5 protein-coding genes are annotated in these 18,841 nt (G+C 65.8%); 4 read left to right on the top strand and 1 reads right to left on the bottom strand.

The features are described 5' to 3' along the window. The first annotated feature begins 229 nt into the window (after positions 1–229). On the top strand, positions 230–12,196 hold the full coding sequence (locus JQ639_RS04815; protein WP_211969156.1) for a filamentous hemagglutinin family protein: 11,967 nt from the start codon (positions 230–232) through the stop codon (positions 12,194–12,196). A 70-nt stretch (positions 12,197–12,266) separates the two neighbouring features. Here JQ639_RS04815 and JQ639_RS04810 read toward each other — a convergent pair whose 3' ends face one another. Then, on the bottom strand, positions 12,267–13,784 hold the full coding sequence (locus JQ639_RS04810; protein ID WP_211969157.1) for a helicase HerA domain-containing protein: 1,518 nt from the start codon (positions 13,782–13,784) through the stop codon (positions 12,267–12,269). 317 nt (positions 13,785–14,101) lie between these two features. On the opposite strand from JQ639_RS04810, the gene JQ639_RS04805 reads away from it, so the two are divergent. The 3 genes from JQ639_RS04805 (at position 14,102) to JQ639_RS04795 (ending at position 18,825) form a co-directional block, all read left to right on the top strand. Continuing rightward, entirely contained in the window at positions 14,102–15,454 is a 1,353-nt protein-coding gene (locus tag JQ639_RS04805; RefSeq protein WP_211969158.1) for an MFS transporter, read from the top strand. 186 nt (positions 15,455–15,640) lie between these two features. Beyond that, complete coding sequence (locus JQ639_RS04800) at positions 15,641–16,714, top strand: YiiG family protein (RefSeq protein ID WP_211969159.1); 1,074 nt, start codon at positions 15,641–15,643, stop codon at positions 16,712–16,714. Between the two features lie 83 nt (positions 16,715–16,797). After that, positions 16,798–18,825: an aq_1923 C-terminal domain gene (locus tag JQ639_RS04795; protein ID WP_211969160.1), complete on the top strand. Its 2,028-nt coding sequence runs from the start codon at positions 16,798–16,800 to the stop codon at positions 18,823–18,825. Positions 18,826–18,841 lie beyond the last annotated feature (16 nt).

Below are 18,841 nucleotides of genomic sequence, written 5' to 3'. Positions count from 1 at the left end.
AGAGCCCGGTCGGACGTCATCGGCGCCTTGCGGGGCTGTGGTGACGTTTCGTCCGCGCACGCTCCCATCACGCCTCGCGTGACAGCCTCCACAAGGTGCTCCTTCGATGCCGGCTCGCTCCAACGTCATTCGCCATCGCCGCCCGCGTACCGTCCATGCATCGGGCGTGACTGGCACGCCGAGGTTGCAACGCGCCGCTTCGCGCGGGGCACTGCTTGCGGGGGCGAGTTTGCTGACGATCCTGGTGGTCGGAGGATCCGGCGCGTTCGCCGCGCAACTCGGCGGCGGCGTCGGCGTGCCGGCCACGGCCTATACGATGGATGCCGCGGCCATCGCCGCCCAGCAGGCGGCGGCCGCTGCCCAGCAGGGCCAGAGTGCGATGCGGCGCTCGATCGATGCGATCCAGGCGATGCAGGGGGCACAGGCGGCGGCGCGTGCCGCGGCTGCGGCTGCGCAGCGCTCGGCGACACTGCCGCAGATCGCAGTACCCAACGGTCTGGGGGCAGGCGGCCTGCAGGTCGCGCCGAATGCGCCGTGGAGCGGGGCCAATGCGCCGGTACAGAGCGCGAACGGCAGCGGTACGACGGTCACGATCAATCAGACTGCGCCGCAGGCGATTCTGAACTGGCAGACCTTCAATGTCGGCGCGCAGACCGCCGTCAACTTCAATCAGCAGGCATCGAACTGGACGGCGCTCAACCGTGTCATCGGCAATGTCGGCCCGAGCCAGATCCTCGGCCAGATCAATGCGCCGGGGCAGGTGCTGGTCATCAACCAGAACGGCATCATCTTCGGCGGCGCCAGCCAGATCAATGTCGGGTCGCTGATCGCCTCGACGGCGAACAGCACGGGCATCTATTCACAGTCGGGCGGCAGCAGTCTGGTGCCGAGCTTTACGGGAGCTGGGGCTAAGATCATCGTCGAGAGCGGCGCCCTGATTACGACGAACGCTCCGGCGTCCGTCACCTCCGGCGGCGGCTTCGTGGCGTTGCTCGGCACCGAGGTGCATAACGCGGGCACCATCGCCACGCCCAAGGGGCAGGCCATTCTCGCGGCTGGCGACGACTTCATTCTGCGACCGGGCTACAGCAGCGACGGCAACAAGTTCTCGACCACCAACGGCAATGAGATCGCGCCCGTCATTCATGCAGGGAGCGCCAGCGGTACCGTCGGCAATACCGGCCTGATCTTCTCCCAGCAGGGCGACATCACCCTGGCCGGCCGCACGCTGACCCAGGATGGCATGCTCGTGTCGACCACCTCGGTCAATCAGCGCGGCACCATCCATCTGCTCAATTCGGCGAGCGATGCAGCGGGCAGCGTGACGCTGACCGGCAACAGCCTGAGCGTGATCCTGCCGGAGCTGTCGTCGCCCGATACGGCGCTGAACTCCCAGCGCGATGCGCTGATCGCGGCATCCGGGCCGAATACGCTGGCCCCGGGTCAGTTCAACAATCTGTCCCCATTGGGCGACCGCAAGGACCAATCCCGCATCGAGATCGTCACCGGCGGCCTCGTCAACTTCCAGAACGGCTCGTTGACCCAGGCGAAGGGCGGCCAGATCGCCGTGTCGGCCGGCAAGCGCGTGTTTACCGAGAGTGGCGCGACGCTCGACGTCTCCGGCGTGCAGGGCGTGCCGCTGCCGATGAGCGCCAATGCCATTAGCGTCAACATCCAGGGCAACGAGCTGCGCGACTCGCCGCAGAACCGCGACAGCGGGCTGTTGTTCAACCAGAACGTCTGGATCGACGCGCGCAGCCTGACGCTGGTGCCGGCAGGCACCGGCGGCTACGCCACCGATCGTTACTATACCGCAGGCGGCCTGCTGGAAGTCTCGGGCTATCTCGCCAACACGCCGCACACCATCGGCGAGTGGACCGCGATCGGCGGCAGCATCACGCTGGCGGCGCCTGAAGTGGTGGCGCAGCAGGGCTCGACGTTCAACATCTCCGGCGGCTCGGTCGTCTATCAGGGCGGCTTCCTGCGCCAGACCTATGTGCTCGGCAGCGACGGCCGAGTCTATAACGTCAACTCCGCGCCGGCCAATCTGACCTACTCCGCCGTGGTGACCGGCTTCGTGGTGCTGCACAACCAGGGCGGTAAGAACGATCCGAAGCTGACCGAGATCTACGCGAGCCCCCTGGGCTTCGGCGGCAGCGTCTGGCAGGACGGCTACACGGTCGGCCGTGACGCCGGCCAGCTCATCCTGTCGACGCCGACTTCGGTATTCGAAGGCCAGATCGTCGCCGACGTGGTCAAAGGTCTTCGGCAGGTCAATGCGCGGCCTGCGAGCGTGACCGATGCCTACAAGCTGACGCAGGCCACCGCGCCGGTCGCCGGCACGCTGGCGCTCGGCCAGTACAGCGGCCCGGGACTGACGGGAGCCTACAAGACCGATGTGAAATTCGGTGCCGTCGCCTCGATCACCGGCGATCTCACGGCGTCCGGTGCACTACCGGCCGATCGCGCCCATACCGGCTGGTTCGACGCGTCGTCTGTCAGCGGCTTCAACCTTGGCGGTCTCAACATTGCCTCCGCGGATACGATCACTGTCGCCGCGCCGCTGCAATTCGCTCCGGGCGCACAGGTCCGGCTCGTCGCTCCGAATGTCAATGTCAACGCAGGCATCACCGCCCATTCCGGCAGTGTCACCGTCAGCAATATCCTGAGCGGCGCGACCGGCACGATTTCGCTGACGAATGCGGATGGCGGCGCACAGCTGACCCTGGCGCAGGGTGTCGCCATCGACGCCAGCGGCGTGTGGATGAATGGCGCAACTGATCCGGCCGGCCTGTCGAATCTCGCTTTCCTCAACGGCGGCAACGTCACTTTCGACTCGACCGGGAACGTGACGCTGGCAGCCGGCAGCCTGATCGACGTGTCGTCCGGCGGCGCCATTCTCGCGAGCGGCAAGACGCAGGGCGGCAAGGGCGGCAATGTCACCATCAAGGTCGGCGATATTCAGCAGGATGCTTCATCGGGCGACGGCACGCTGGTGCTTGGCGGCAATATCCGGGCCTACGGCGTCAGCGGTGGCGGTGCGCTGACGATCTCCTCGCCCGGCAATCTCATCATCGGTGAGGATGCCGATTTCGCAGCCGGCATCCTGCCGGCGGGCAAACCGGCGCCCACCAGTGTGAAGCTCAAGCAGGCGCTGACCATTCCGGCCGGCCAGCCATTGCCCGCGGCGTTGACCTTGACCTTCACCAGCATTCCCCTGGATACGCCGACGACGATTCCCTACCAACTCGGCGCAGCCGTGCCGACCGTGCCGACCGGTGCCGACTGGACTATCCCTCGTGGTGTCAGCATCCACGACACCGATGGAAATCTGTACAATGTGGATAACGGCGCGACCGTCATGCCTGCGGGAACCGTCATCCGGGATTGGAATGGCGCAATTCCGGTCAACACGACGACGATCACGTCGGCGATCTTTCCCAACGGTTTTCCGGTTCAACCTTATCAGACCACCTTTGCGGCGGGATCGATTCAACCGACCGCGATGACTTATCAGGTCGGCGCCATTATTGCGGCGGGCGCCGTTCTGCCGCAGACGGTGTCCATTGCAGCCGCGCCTGTGCTCAGCCCGTCGTTCTTCTCCGCCGGATTCTCGAACTACACTGTCAATGGCGCGCAGGGCGTCGCCGTCACCACCAACACCATCCTGAACCCGGTCATGCCGGTGTACCGGTTTACGGCTGACAGCTTTGCCGTGCCGTCCGGCAGCCGTCCGTCGTCGGCGTTGTCGCTGTGGACGCCGCCTGTCTTCATCGAGAATCCTGTTGCTGCCACGCTGACCCAGCGCGGGGGCGTCAGCCTGATGTTGCAGTCCAATATCCAGGGCGGCACGGGCGGCGGCGCCATTGTCATCGGCGCGGGGGCATCCATCACTGTCGATCCCGGGCAGAGCATCGCACTTAGCAGCTTCGGGCAGACCACAGTATATGGCAATCTTACCGCGCATGGCGGCAGCATCACCCTCGCCAACATCGCGGATGGCACCCAGTTCGACGCCGCTCGCAATTTCGATGCGTACGGCAATGGCCGCGGCATTTCGATCTGGGTGGATTCCGCGGCGCACCTCGACGTCTCCGGCCTGCCTTACCAGACCGCGGACGCTGCCGGTCGTGCCTACGGCAAGGCCACCGGTGGTGGCTCGATCGCGATCAATGGCGGTGGCGCATTCGTGCTGATCCGCCCCGGCGCCGAGCTTAACGCCGATGGCTCGCGCATCGCGATCGATCTGGCTGCGGGGAGCAACCGCGCCAGCCAGCCGCTGGGCTGGGCGACCAATGGCGGCGCGATCACGCTGTCCTCGAGCAGCGGGCTTTATCTCGACGGCAACATGCATGCCTTCGCCGGCGGGGCGAATGCGTCCGGCGGCAGCCTCTCGATTGCCCTCAACACGCCGATCTTCCGGGGCGATTCCTTTCTGTACGGCCTGCCGTCCAACATCTTCGGTCCCAGCAAACTGACGGTGACACAGACCTATCAGCCGTCGCCGCTTCCAGCGGATATTGCACCCGGCTTGGATGCGTCGTCCCTGACGTTCGGGCAAGGCGCGGTGAGCGTGGCCAGGATCAAGGCCGGCGGTTTCGACAGCCTGGTTCTGAACTCGGGCGACTACATGCAGTTCATGGGCGACATCGCGCTGTCGTTGGGCCGCAGCCTCACTTTGACGGCAAGCGCCTTCACATCGGGCGCCATGTCGGCCACGCCGGCGGTTTCGAGTAGCAAGGTTTTGGTTTCCGCACCCTACATACTGCTGAATGGCACCATCGTCGACGTCAAGGATCCCAATGTCCGTGCTTTCGGCAACCCGAACGCAGGCGGGGCAATCACCAACGCCAAGTTCGAAGCCGATGCGCAGCAGATCGATATTCAGGGTCCGGTGCAGTTCGCGACCAGTCTGGGTGTCTACGATTCCACGACCAATCTGACCACCTATAGCTATGCGCCGGGGTTCCTGACGACGATCTTGAGGAGCCAGGGCGATATCCGCTTCCTGTCGTCGAGCACCCCGCAGGGGACACAGCTCACGACCGACTGGAATCTCGATCTCGAGGCGGCACAGATCTATCCCGCCACCAAGGCCCTTGCGACCGTGATCGCCGGCCTGCGCGGCAACGATCCGACCGTGGCGCTCGGTCCCAATTCGAACGTGACGCTGACGATCGGCCGTACCACCAGTTCGATTCCCGATGCGCCCCTGTCTGTGTTTGGCAATCTCACCTTGACCGCGCCCCGCGTCGAGCAGGGCGGCATCGTGCGGGCGCCTTTCGGCGGCATCGTTCTGGGCACGGGCAATGCGCCCCTGACCAGTCGGGTCGACCTGCTGCCTGGCAGCTTGACGTCGGTGTCGATGGCCGGCGTGACCATTCCCTATGGCGGGACGGCTGACGGCGTCACCTACAGCTACAATGGCGTCGCGGTGAAGGCCATGGACCTCACCAATTTCAGCAACGTCGGATATCAATCCAGTGTCACGCTCGACGCGCAGTCGGTCAACGTGGCCGCCGGCGCGACGATCGACCTGTCCGGAGGCGGCAAGCTCAGCGGCGCGGGCTTCATCTCCGGACGGGGTGGTTCGCTCAACATCCTCAATACCCCGCTCGTCAATGCCAATCCGACGACGCCCGTCAGCCAGGCTACGGACAAGGTGTATGCTATCGTTCCCGGTTACGCCTCCGGCTATGCGCCGGTCGCTCCCGAGAACGGCGCAGGCGATCCCGTGGTCGGGCAGCAGATCACCGTCCCGGCCGGCGTGCCGGGGCTTGCAGCAGGCACCTACACCTTGCTGCCATCGAACTACGCGCTTCTCCCGGGCGCCTACCGGATCGAACTCGCAAGCAGCAGCGCAAATCCAGCGATCGGTCCGACGGCCATCGGCAACGGCACCTACGTGGCGTCGGTCTCCACCGGCATCGCCAATACGGCGATCCGGAGCAGCCTGCCGGTGACGGCGCTGATTACTGCAGGGACGTCGGTTCGCCACTACTCGCAGTACAATGAGCAGAGCTACAGCGACTTCTTTATCGCGAACGCAGCGCAGTTCGGCGCGCAACGTCCGCTGCAGCCAGCCGACGGCAAGACGCTGAACTTGAAATTCGAGCCGCCTGCGCCGGGCACGACAGCGTCAGCGCTGTCATTCGGCGGCACAGTCCTGTTCCAGGGCGCGCAGGGCGGGGCGGCCGGCCAGGTCGGGCTGATGAATGTCGACGAAATCTATACCGATCCCGCGACCGCGGCATTCGCGGGGGTTGCGCTCCGTGCGGCTGATATCAACGCCATCAAGGCGTCGCGGCTGTTCGTCAACGGCACGGTTGGGATCGTCAATGGCGTGATGGTCTTCAATCAGCCTTATCGCTATGGTGGATACAATCTTTCCATTCGCGACGGCGTCAGCCTGTCCGCCGGCGAAATCTTCATCATCGGCAACAATATCACGATCGGCAACGACGTGACGCTGAGCACGGTTGGGCAGGGCGCGGCGCTCGTTGATTCCACATTGACCGGGGTAAGCTACTCGCCCAACGGTCTCACGGTCCTCGCGCTGTCCAACGGCAACCTCAATTTCCTCGGGGCGACCCCCGGCTCGTTCGGCAGCGCTGCGGGCACGATCACGGTGGGCGCTGGGTCGTCGCTGTTCTCGGAAGGCACGCTGGCGTTTGCCAGCACCGGCGCATCGAGCCTCGATCCGTCGGCTCACTTCGGATCGCGTAACATCGCGCTCGCGGTCGGCACTCTCAACATCGGCGATGCTGCGACGGTCGCGGCGGCAGGGGCCCCGGCCGGCGTCCTGTTCAACCAGGCGCTGTTCAACACGCTGGTCAATGGCGACCCCGCCCATGGCGCGCCCGCACTGCAGACCATCACGCTCAGCGCTGCAAACGCCATCAACCTGTTCGGCTCGGCCGGTCTCGATGCGACCGCTTCGGGGGTCAACCTGACCTTCAACGCGCCGGCGGTCTACGGCTACGGTTCGGCGGGCGACAGCGCAACCATCGCCGCCGGCAAGATTACCTGGAACGGCATCGCCGGCGCCACGCCGCCTCAGATTGCGCCCGGAGGGCCGGGCACCGGAGCGGGCACGCTCAATCTCGTCGCCGGCGAGATCGACTTCGGCCAGTTTTCGCCGTTGAATTCCGCCTCGGTGAGCCGCGTTGTCTACGGCTTCGGCAATGTCAATCTGATCGCCAGTTCGAAGATCGTTTCGGCGGGCAACAGCTCGCTCTACGTCTACCAGGCGCCGAGCTCCGATTCTGCCGCCGTGTTCGGCCAGAGCGGCACCGGCGGCAACCTGACGCTATCGACGCCGCTGCTCACCGGCGCGCAGAAGTCGGTCATGGCGTATGCCACCGGCGGCGCGCTCAATGTCGTCACGCCCGCCGGCATCGCGCCGAGCGCGGTGCGCACCACGGTGGCTGGCGCCGAGATTGATCTCACCGGTGACCACGTCGCCATTGCCAGCACCATCCTGCTACCGAGCGGCAAGCTGGTGGTCAACGCCACCACCGACATCGCCCTGAATGCCGGAGCACGCCTCGATCTCAGCGGCCAGCCGTCGATGATCCAGAAGGCAACCGTCTACGGCTTCGGCGGCACGCTCATCCTCAACAGCGCCCAGGGCGGCGTCACCCAGGCGGCCGGGTCGGTAATCGACGTGTCGGCCATCAATGCCGGCGCGGGCTCGGTCACGATCGCGGCAGCCAACGGACAGGTCGCGCTCGGTGGCGTGCTGAACGGCAGTGCCACGGGGGGCGCCGCCAGCGGCGCATTCACTGTCACAGCCGGGACGCTCGCCGACTTCGCAGGGCTCAACGCCACCCTCAACCAGGGCGGCTTCTTCGAGAGCCGCAGCTTCGACATCAAGACTGGCGATCTCTCCATCGGCGACGGCGTCAGGGCGCACAATGTCACCGTCTCGGTCGACGGCGGCAGCCTGACCGTCGCCGGCACCATCGATGCCTCCGGCGCGGCGCCCGGCACCATTCGCCTGTCAGGAATGAACGGGCTGACATTGGCCTCGAATGCTGTGCTCGATGTCCACGGCACGGTGCTGCAGGTCGACAGCTACGGCCAGCCGATCGAAGCCAAGAATCGCGGTCATATCGAACTCACCGCGGCCGGGGGCACGCTTACCTTGTCGTCCGGGGCGACGATGGATCTCAGCACCCCGGACGGTGTGGCCTACGGCGATGTGGTCCTGAACGCACAGCGCACCGCGGAAACCTCGGGCGATATCGCCATCGCCGCTGCTGGACCGCTCACGATCAGGGGCGCGCGCGACATCGCGCTCAACGCCTTCTGGACCTATGATCTGCCTGGCGGCAGCACCATAAGCCAGGGCACGCTCGACGGCTACGATATCGCGAGCACGGCGTTCATGAATGCCGCGCTTGCCAGCGGCACGCTGCCCGGCAAGATCAGTGGCCTGTCCGCCTACGGCAGTGCGTTCCATCTGCGGCCGGGTGTCCAGATCACGTCGAGTGGCGATCTCTCGACCTCGGGCGATATCGATCTTGCGAAATATCGCTACGGCGCGAACGCTAATCGCGACAAGACGTCTAGCAGCTACGGCGCGGGCGAGCCATTGGCTCTGGTCATCCGAGCGAGCGGTAATCTCGCGATCAACGGCAGCATCTCAGACGGCTTCATGGATGGTGTTGGACAGCCATCTACCAATCGCGCCATTTTAGCTTCTGAAGTATCCGGTAGTTCTCTTTTCACCAGCTCTGCGGTGTACTGGCGACTCGCTGCGGGCCAGACGGCCATTGTAACCGCGCCGGAAGGTTGGACTGTTCCGAAGACGTTGACTGGAGGTCCGCTGGCGCTTCCTTTCCGGCCGCAAGCTGCCGATGGCACCATCTATGCGTCGGGATCGGTCATTCCGTATAACACCAAGTTGACGCGCCTTTTGATCCCCAAAGGCATCGAGAACTCCGTCGTCGGCTTGTCTCTTGTGATCGCGGGCAGTCCGCCTCCTGCCGCGACGACCCCGCGCGCGGCCTTGTTGCCCGCAGGCTCGCTCTCCGCGTCGATCCGCCTGGTGGCCGGCGCCGACCTCGCGGCAGCAGACCAGCGCGTGCTTCAGACCACGCGGGCGCTCAACGGCGGCGGCAATCTCACGCTCAGCGATCAGAATTATAGTTCGTCGAACAACGGCACGTACTTCAGCGTGCTTCGCACCGGGACCGGAAGTCTCGAATTGCTTGCCGGCGGAAGCTTCAGCGAGGCGACGCCTTATGGCGTCTACACCGCAGGTACTCAATCGGCGCCGGTCCTGACCGCGGATGGCAGCAATCCCTACGATCTGATCGGAACCGCGAGCGGCGGCCTTCTGCAGGCGTGGTATCCGGAGCACGGCGGCGACCTGCTGCTGTCGGCACAGCAGGATGTTACCGGCTTCATTCAGATCGCCGACAGGCAGAACCGTTGGGTGGATTCCGATCAGTCCGGCAACTGGCTGGGGCGCCAGGGCGGCACCGTGGTGTCGTCGGATCCCGCGGCATGGTGGATCAACTTCGGCAGGATGGCGAAGGCGGATCCGAATGCTCCCTCGTCGTCGCTGATCGGCTTCCAGGGCATCGGCACGCTCGGCGGCGGCAACCTGACTGTGGTTGCCGGACGCAACGCGGGGGCCAACAATCTCAGCGGAGACCAGCACGTATCCCTGGGCCTCGATCTTGTGGTGGCGTCGACAGGCCGGATCCTGGCAGATGGCTCGTTGCTCCAGACGGGTGGCGGTGATCTCAGGCTCAGCGTCGGCGGCACCCTCAATGGCATCGATCCGAACGTCACGCGTATCCAGAATCTGATCCCCGATTATTTCGGTGCAGTAACCGACTTGCGTGGCAATATTTTTGTCAACGCGGGTTCGGTCGGCGCCATCGCGCAGCAGCCGGGAGCCGTTGCTGGTTCGGTCGATCCGAGGCCGGTCGGTCCCACGGTCTTCAGGTCCGCGTTGTTCACGCCGGGACCAATCCTTGCTCCGGGCGATGGCAGCGTCAGCATGACGGCGAGGGGTGATCTCGTCGTCGGTGGCGCGAGCGATGCGGGCATGGTCGACATTCCCGACGTCAACGGCACGCCCTATCATCAGGTCGATACGACCTTCGTCCTGCAGGGCGGTTCGAGCCGTTTCACGCTGTGGACCCAGCCGAGTGCGATCAACGTCTATAGCGCGGGCGGCGATGCAGCCGCCCTGGGAGGAAACGGCAACAAACTTGCCATCTATCCCGGTACGCTCACGATGACGGCGGCCAATGGCGATCTCCGCTTTGGCGGAGCCGGTCTGCCGATTGAATTGATGTTATCGCCGATGGGCCAGCTGGAGCTGCTGGCGTCAGGCTCGATCTACGGGCAAGGGCAGGTGATCGGCTTGTCCGGCGCAGACATGAGCCTGCTGGCGACGCCGCTCCATCCCGTGTTCTCGTACAAGCTGACGACGAACGCGAGCCCGACGGCGCCCTACCAGAACTGGAACAGCAACCCGATCGCATTCGGTCCGGATACGCCGCTGACCAATCTTCATGCCGGCGACGACCAGCCCGCATTGGTCTATGCCGGCGTCGATATCGACGACCTGACACTTGGGCAGGTCGGTCAGGTGTACAGGCAAGGGTCGTTCGTGCCGACATTGGCGACCTGGTACATGGCGGCCAAGCCGTTCGAGGTGATCGCGGGACGTGACATCGTCGGCACCGGCAAGGTCGCCAGCGCGTTCCTCAATATGAACGCCAACGACATCACGCTCATCCAGGCCGGGCGCGACATCATCTACGATTCGGTAACCGTCGCGGGCCCGGGGCTGCTTCAGGTGCAGGCCGGACGCAATCTGTATCAGGGCTACTATGGCGCGCTGGTCAGCGCGGGCGATCTGGTCAACCCGGCCAACAGTGCGGGGGGCGCAGGCGTCGTCACCCTGGCCGGCGTTGGCGCGGGCGGTCCTGATTATGCCGCTTTCGCGAGGCTGTATTTCAACGCCGCCAACCAGTTGCCCGTGGATGGTGCGCCGCTCGCCGGCAGCGGCAAGGTGGCTCACGCCTACGATCAGGAACTGCTGACGTGGCTGCAGCAGCGCTTCGGCTACAAGGGAACGGCGGCCGATGCGCTCGGCTATTTCCTGACGCTGCCGGCGGAGCAGCAGGGCGTGTTCGTCCGGCAAGTCTACTATGCAGAGCTTACCGCCAGCGGCCGCGAATACAACGACGCGAACGGTCCGCGACCGGGAAGCTACCTGCGCGGACGCGAGGCGATTGCAAGCCTGTTCCCGAACCAGGATGCGCAGGGTAAGCCGATCACCTATTCGGGTAACGTCACCATATTTAGTGGCTACATACCGGATGTGTTGGACACCACGAAAACCGTGCTCACCGACGGCGGCATCAGGACCCAGTTCGGCGGAGGCATCGAGGTCCTGGCGCCCGGCGGGAAGGTCCTCGTCGGTGTCGAGGGCATCACGCCCGGCGCCGCAGCGGGTCTCATCACGCAAGGCGCAGGCGATATCGACGTCTATTCACTCGGCAGCGTGCTGCTCGGCCAGAGCCGCGTGATGACGACGTTCGGCGGCAACATCATGGTGTGGTCGGCGCAGGGCGACATCAACGCCGGCCGTGGTTCGAAGACGACGACCATCTTCACGCCGCCGAGGCGCGTCTACGATGCGTATGGCAATGTGACATTGGCGCCGGTGGCGCCGGCATCAGGCGCGGGCTTTGCGACCCTCCAGCCGATCCCGCAGGTGCCGCGCGGCAATATCGACCTCGTGGCGCCGCTTGGCACCATCGATCTCGGCGAAGCGGGCGTTCGCTTCTCCGGCAATCTCAACCTGGCCGCGCTTCAGGTGCTGAATGCGGCCAACCTCAGCGGGCAGGGCTCGGTGACCGGCGTTCCCACGGTGCAGGGGCCGCCGACGGCGGCGCTGACCGCGGCATCGAACACCACCGCGGCCACCCAACAAGCTGTGCCGCCACCTGCGCGCAACGATGGCCAGGCGTCGATCATCATGGTCGAGGTGCTCGGCTATGGCGGGGGCAATGGTGGTGGCGACAACAGCCCATCGGACGAGGAACGCGCGCGTCGCTCGCAGGAGCGGCAGAGCTACAACACCAACAGCGCGGTTCAATACGTTGGCGCCGGCGTGATGACCGAGGATCAGAAGCAGCGGCTCGTCCGCGACGGAGCGCTGTAAGCGATGAGCAATGTGATCTGCGCGGTGGATCGGCTCGGCGATCGTGTCGTCGCAGCCGGCAGCCGCCGGGTCATGCCGGCGGACTGGCAAAATCCTCGGCCGCCGGCTCGTCGGCATTGGGATCGCCGGGCGCCGTCGCCCAGGCGAGCTCGACCAGCGTCACGATGCGTCGGCCGGCGCCGTCGAGCTGGCAGACGATGAGGCCCTGTTCCTCGATGTAGCTGATCAGGCGTCGTGCGCGGCGTAGGGAGTGGGTGCCGTAGGCGCGCGCGATCGCCGCGTCACCGGGACAAGGCTGGCCTTCCTTCGCCGCACGAGCGATCATCATGAACACGCCCTGCATGTCGTCGGGCAGGATCGAGGCGCGGAGCGAGACGTCCTGCCAGGCGCCGTCGTCGGCCATGTCGGCGCCGAGACCGGCACGGGCATGGGTCAGCATGCGGCGGAATTCGTTGAGATCGGGCACGGCCGAGCCCAGCCCCTCGATCCGGCAGCGGACGACGAACTCCTGGTAGAGGATACCGATGGCGCGGAAGCCGGCATCGGGCTCTGCCAGAATGGCGCGAAGGATACGGTCGAGCCGTTCGCGCCGTTCCGCAAGTTCCTCTGCGCTGGGCGGCTGCTCTGCCGGCTCGGGACGGACCTCGATCGCGGCCGACTTCGCCGCCATCAACTGGTTGAGGAGATCAGGCGACGGCGGCGGCCGGCGCTGCGGTCGCGCGGTGGTGTCCGGCGGCGGCGCGGCGAGAATGATGGCGCGCGCGTCTTCCAGCGTCGCCTCGGGCAGCGGCATCAGCCGGGGCGTGGCGTTGCGCGGATGGGTTTCCGTCGGTCCGATGCGCAGGCCGAGCGGGCGGCGGGACAGCGCCGGCCCCAGCGCCATGAACTGGCCGCGCTGCAGGTCGCGGAAGGCTTCCGCCTGGCGTCGCTCCATGCCGAGGAGGTCGGCGGCGCGCGCCATGTCGATGTCCAGGAAGGTGCGGCCCATGAGGAAGTTGGACGCCTCGGCCGCGACGTTCTTGGCGAGCTTCGCCAGGCGCTGGGTCGCGATCACCCCGGCGAGCCCGCGCTTGCGGCCGCGGCACATCAGGTTGGTCATGGCGCCGAGCGACAGCTTGCGCGCCTCGTCCGAGACCTCGCCGGCCACGGCAGGCGCGAACAGCTGCGCCTCGTCCACGACCACGAGCATCGGGTACCAGTGGTCGCGGCCGATGTCGAACAGGCCGCCGAGGAAGGCGGCGGCGCGGCGCATCTGGTTCTCGGCGTCAAGCCCTTCGAGGTTGAGCACCGTGGAAACGCGGTGGATGCGCGCACGCTCGCCGGCGACCTGCAAGCCGCGCTCGGTGTGATCTTCCGCGTCGATTACGAGATGGCCGAATCGCTCGGCGAGGGTGACGAAGTCGCCTTCCGGGTCGATGATGGCCTGCTGCACCCACGGGGCGCTCTGTTCCAGCAGCCGTCGCAGCAGATGGGACTTGCCGGAGCCCGAATTACCCTGCACCAGCAGGCGGGTGGCCAGCAGTTCCTCGAGGTCCATGGCCGCTGCGGTCCCCGCCGCGGTCTGTCCCATCTCGATCGCAACCGTCATCATTCGACTCGAAATTTCCCAAGAGGGCTTATCAACCCCATGGCGGTCCGTCGAGCGTCGTGCCGCCCGATCGCCGAATGGTCCACATCGATGGCGTCCAGGGATGGGCGAGCGCGGAATTCCTGGCCGTCAGACCTGGTGATTCGCTGGGATGGCCCGCGGAATGCGGTCGCGGGGCCGGGTTCCGGCATCGCCGATCCCGCCTTGACGATCACGACGGGGCCGGCGAAAGCTGGAGCGGGCCGGAGCGGCCCGACCCCTGCGCCGCGGCCCGCGCGGCACGGCGACAGGGGAGTATCGCCGGACCGAGAACAGCATTGCACACACGGATCGACGTCGGGGCCGCCATCGACGACAGCACCACCAGCGCCTTCCAGATTCGCGTCTTCGTGCTGTGCTTTCTGGTCGCGCTGTGCGACGGCTTCGACACGCAGGCGCTGGCCTATATCGCTCCTGTCATCGCATCGGACTGGCAATTGCCGGCGCGTGTCTTCGGTCCAGTGTTCGCCGCCGTGCTGCTGGGCGCGATGATCGGCGCGTTCGCGTTCGGCCATCTCGCGGACCGCATCGGGCGACGGCGTGTGCTGCTGCTGTGCGTCGTCCTGTTCGGCGTGCTCAGCGTCGCGTCGGCATTCGCCTGGTCGATCGAGGCGCTGGCCGTGATCCGCTTCCTCTGCGGCCTGGGACTCGGCGGCGCCGTTCCCAACATCATGGCGCTGGTGTCCGAATATGCGCCCGCGCGGCGGCGCCGGACATGGGTGGCGATCACGCTGGCCGGAATCGCGGTCGGGGCTGTTCTTGCCGGCATGGTCTGCCTGCCGCTGATCACGCTGTTCGGCTGGCGTTTCATCTTTGTCGTTGGTGGTGTCCTGCCATTGGGCCTTGCGCTCGTTCTGGTGCGCGCACTGCCGGAATCGATCGGGTTTCTGGTGGCGGAGCCCGACGGCCAGACGACGATCGCGTCGATCCTGCGGCAGATCGATCCGCGCGGTGGGTTCAAGGACAGCGATACGTTCGCGCTTCCGGCGGCGCCGGCCCATCGAGGATCGTTCGCTTCGCTGTTTCGCGACGGTCTCGCGGTCGGCAGCGTGTGTCTTGCGCTGGCGTTCTTTTCGAGCCTGCTGCTGGTCTATCTGTTCACGAGCTGGATCCCCATGCTGCTGCATCAGGCGGGCCTGCCGCTGCATGATGCGGTGCTCGGCGCGATCGTCTTCAACCTCGCGGGGATGGCCGGCGGCATCGTCTGCACCCAGCTCGTCGATCGCGGGCTCGCTCATCCGGTCGTCGTCCTCGTCGTCGCCTATCTTCTTGGCGCCGTCGCGGTGCTGTCCATCGGTGTCTCGGGCATGGCGTTCGGGCCGATCATGGCGGCGATCTCGTTCAGCGGCTTCTGTGTCATCGGCGGCCAGCTGGCGTTGAACGCCCACATCGCCGGCTACTATCCGGTCGCTGTGCGCGGGACGGGCATCGGCTGGTCGCAGGTGGTCGGCCGCATGGGATCGTTGCTCGGGCCGCTGGTAGGAGGTGCGCTGGTTGCGCTGGAGATCCCGCCGGCACAACTGTTCCAGGTCAGCTGCGTTGCGCCGCTGTTGTCGTGCGCTGCGCTGTTGGCCTTTGCACTGCTGTCACGGCACGTCCGTGACGCGGGTCCGCGCCGGTCTCTCCCGTGACGACGAGGGCGCCGCCGGCTGAAGGTCGCCCACCGTGCCATTTTATCTCATCGATGTGATCGTCGGCAGATGCGGCGGCCATCGGCGCCGATTGCAGCGCATGCGACAGCGATGTGAAGTCGCGTGCAGGGCTGTGATGCGCCCGGCGGATTGCTTCGGCTGTGACTTGTCCGGGAATGTCATCTTTTGGCCTCAACCGAAAAGTCTGGCTTCCCCTGTGGTCATGTTGCTTGCCAAGGGAATCTCATGTCAAGAGTCGGAATCTGGATGGTCATTGCGATGTCATGTATCGGCCTTGCCGGAATTCCTGCCCTGGCACAGGCCGATAATCCATCGTTGCAACTGGCGTTCTGGCCCTGGGATTCCAGCAAGTCCGAGACGCCGCCGCAGCCCGAGCCGCGCAAGACCGCAGATGCAGCGGCTTCGCCGGCCCGTGATGTCAGGGCGGCATCTGACTTTCTGCAGGTGGTGCGGACGGTGCGCAGCGCCTGCGCCGACGCTGCGTGGACGTTATGGGCATCCAATCGCTATCAGGACTGGCGTCGCGGGCGCACACCCATCCTGGCGATGAACTATTCGGTGCGAACGTTCGACAAACTGCCGCCTGTGCCGGAGCTGTTCGGGGCCGGGCTTGGGCAGAGGATGAGCGACGCCATGGTCAAGGCCAACGATCTCGTCAAGTCCAGTAGCCCCGTCTTCAAGGATCTCGCCAACTACATCAACGCCAAGGACTACGAGGCCGACAAGTTCAGGAAAGGCGACGGCCTCAACGACCAGCTCGTCGCCATCGGCAAGTCCTGCCATGCGGTGGCAGGCGAGCTGGAGCAGCTCCATGTCGAGGCCATGGCCGCCGTCATCCCGCGTGTTGCGGCGAACGCGCCGCGTGCGGACGTAGTCGCCACGATGCTCTCGGACTGGCAGCAGGCGCGCGCGCTCGCCGATGAGCTCGGAAAGCATGAGGCGCTCGATCTTGCGAAGGTCGAAAGCCAGGTGACGGCGCTCTCGGAGCTCGCCGACAAACGGCGGGCGGAGTTCGCTGCGGACATGTCCAGGCCGGGCAGTGCGCTCGCCGACTTTTATGACCGTGATCTGAACGAGATGATCGCCGTGCGCATGCGCAAGGCCGTCCGCGAGGTCAAGGGCAAGCCGGCTGCGCTGAAGGAGGCTGCCGAAGATCGGCCGCGGAGCACGTTCCCGAACATTCGTGAGCAGATCGAGCTTGCCATGCCGGCGGACATTCTGCGATTCATTGGACAGTAACGGACCGGGCATCCTGGCGCGCGGGGAGAGGATCTCGCGGCGACAGGATATCTTCAAGGGTAATGGAATAAGGGTATTACGGAATGTCTTCATCGATTGATGCTGCGGCGAAGAAACCGCGCCGCGGGCTGCGGACCATCGCCTGGGGAGCCGCGGCTCTTGTGGTGCTCGCCGTTGTCGCTGGCGTCATCTGCAAGCTGCGTGTCGACGAACTCGTGGCGCGTGCCCGGGCAGGCGGGGTCAAGCTCGGTGCGGTCGAACTTGCCTGGCCGGGGCATGTTCATCTGCGCGACGTGTCGCTGCCGCTGGAGGGAGGCCGGTCGATCGACGTCGGCACGGTTGTTTTGCGCCCGCGGGTGTTCTCATATGGCGGCGGCGTCCATGGCGAGAACGTCCGGATCGACGGTCGCAGGATGACCTGGACGATTCCGCAGATCGACATCGAAGGTGCCAATCTCGATGCGACCACCCTGCGCAGCATGCTGACGGGCGATGCGAGGACGCCGGCCGATCGCGTTGCGCAATTCGAGGCCGACCGTATCGTGATGCCGTCGGTCCTGTTCGCTCAGACCGTGAAGCTCGGAAAGCAGAACGTCGTCTATCGTGACGTGACCGTCGAGAAGTTGGCGCAGGGACGGGCGGCGATCGTCCGCGCCGGCGGCGCACAATATGACATGGTGGCCGATATGCCCGGCAAAACGAAGTCGCCGGGGAACATATCGGCGTCGATGGGCGCGATGACAGCGCAAGATGTCGGGATCGCCGATACCGTCCGACTCTATACGGAAGTGGCCAAACCGGGCGAGGACAGCGTTCTGCGTCTGCACGGCGCATTCAGCGTCAAGGATATCCGCGAACAGATCGAGGACGGGGTCGTAACCATGACCGAGGCGCGCGGCGATGGCTTTCGCGTGCGTCTGCAGTCGCGCCCGTTGCTCGACATCATCAACGAGCTGAGCGCGACTGACGCGCCCGAGAGCCTGCCGGCCGCGGAGCGGCAGGCGTATGTCCACCGGGCACTTTCGGTTCTCGACATGATCGTCGACGGCAACATGGAGTTCCGGGATGTGCATGTCGCCGTGGTGGCCCGGCAGCCCGGTCGCGACATGACCGTCTACGGGGATATCGACAGCGTCGGCGTCGCCTTCGGCGATCGCAAGGCCGATCTGCGTGTCGGCCGGATGGCATTCTCGGGCGGGCCGTCGGACAAGTTCTCGGTCGGCGAGTTCGAGGTGAAAGGCTTCTCCTGGGCGCCGACCGTTGCAGCGCTTGAAAAGGGGCAGGCGGCCGGGCGGGAGACGTCATCGCCATCGTCGCCCTCGGCGTTGATGCCCGAACTCGGCCACTGGCGGGTCGCAGATGTCGTGGTCGATCTGCCGAAGGGCGGCGCCGGCGCAGGGGCGAACCGGAATGGTGGCGGAAACACAACGGGGCCGCGGCTCAAGTTCGCGCTCAAGAGCGGCGAGCTGCGCATGTTACGGCCGGTCAACGGCATCCCGTCGTCGTTCCGCAGCGCGGTCACCGATCTGATGATCGATCCGGCGGGCGCGCAGTCGCCCGCGTTCGATGTCCTGCGTGAGCTTGGCTACGGTCAGGTCGCGGCCTCGTTCGCGCTGGATGTCGATTGGCATGAAGCGGAGCAGACGCTGGCGATCGACGAGGTCTCGCTGAGCGCCAGGGACGTTGGCGGCATCCGGATGACGGGCTCGTTGGGGGGCGTCAAGCGCGAGCTGTTCACCGACGATCCGGTACAGGCAGAGCGGGCGACGCGTACCCTGACCGGTCGCGCGGTGTCGCTGCGCGTCGAGGACAGTGGCCTGTTCGATCGTCTGCTGAAGCTGCGCAGCGAGAAGGCTGGGGTCACGGTCGAGGAAACGCGCGCATCGCTGATCAGGATGGCGCAGGATGTCCTGCGTGACCTCGTTCACGATGCGGACAAGGCCCGCGATCTCGACGCCGCGATCAGCGGATTCATCACCAGGCCCGGCGCATTGCTGGTCTCGGTGAAGGCCAAGCAGGAGGCGGGACTGAGCCTTGCCGACATCGAGGCGGCGGAGCAGGATCCTGATGGCTTTCTGGCCAAGATCGACATGTCGGTGACGCGGCAGTAGCGAAGACGTCGGCCGC

The sequence above is a fragment of the Bradyrhizobium sp. U87765 SZCCT0048 genome (genome assembly GCF_018131225.1).
Lineage (GTDB): Bacteria > Pseudomonadota > Alphaproteobacteria > Rhizobiales > Xanthobacteraceae > Bradyrhizobium_A.
The sequence above is the reverse complement of the archived record's forward strand: the minus strand, read 5'-3'. Positions and strand labels throughout refer to the sequence as shown.

Bases quoted from the DNA above. Each gene is read 5' to 3' on its own strand.
- JQ639_RS04810 (WP_211969157.1), bottom strand. From the start codon at position 13,784: ATGACGGTTGCGATCGAGATGGGACAGACCGCGGCGGGGACCGCAGCG.
- JQ639_RS04795 (WP_211969160.1), top strand. From the start codon at position 16,798: ATGTCTTCATCGATTGATGCTGCGGCGAAGAAACCGCGCCGCGGGCTG.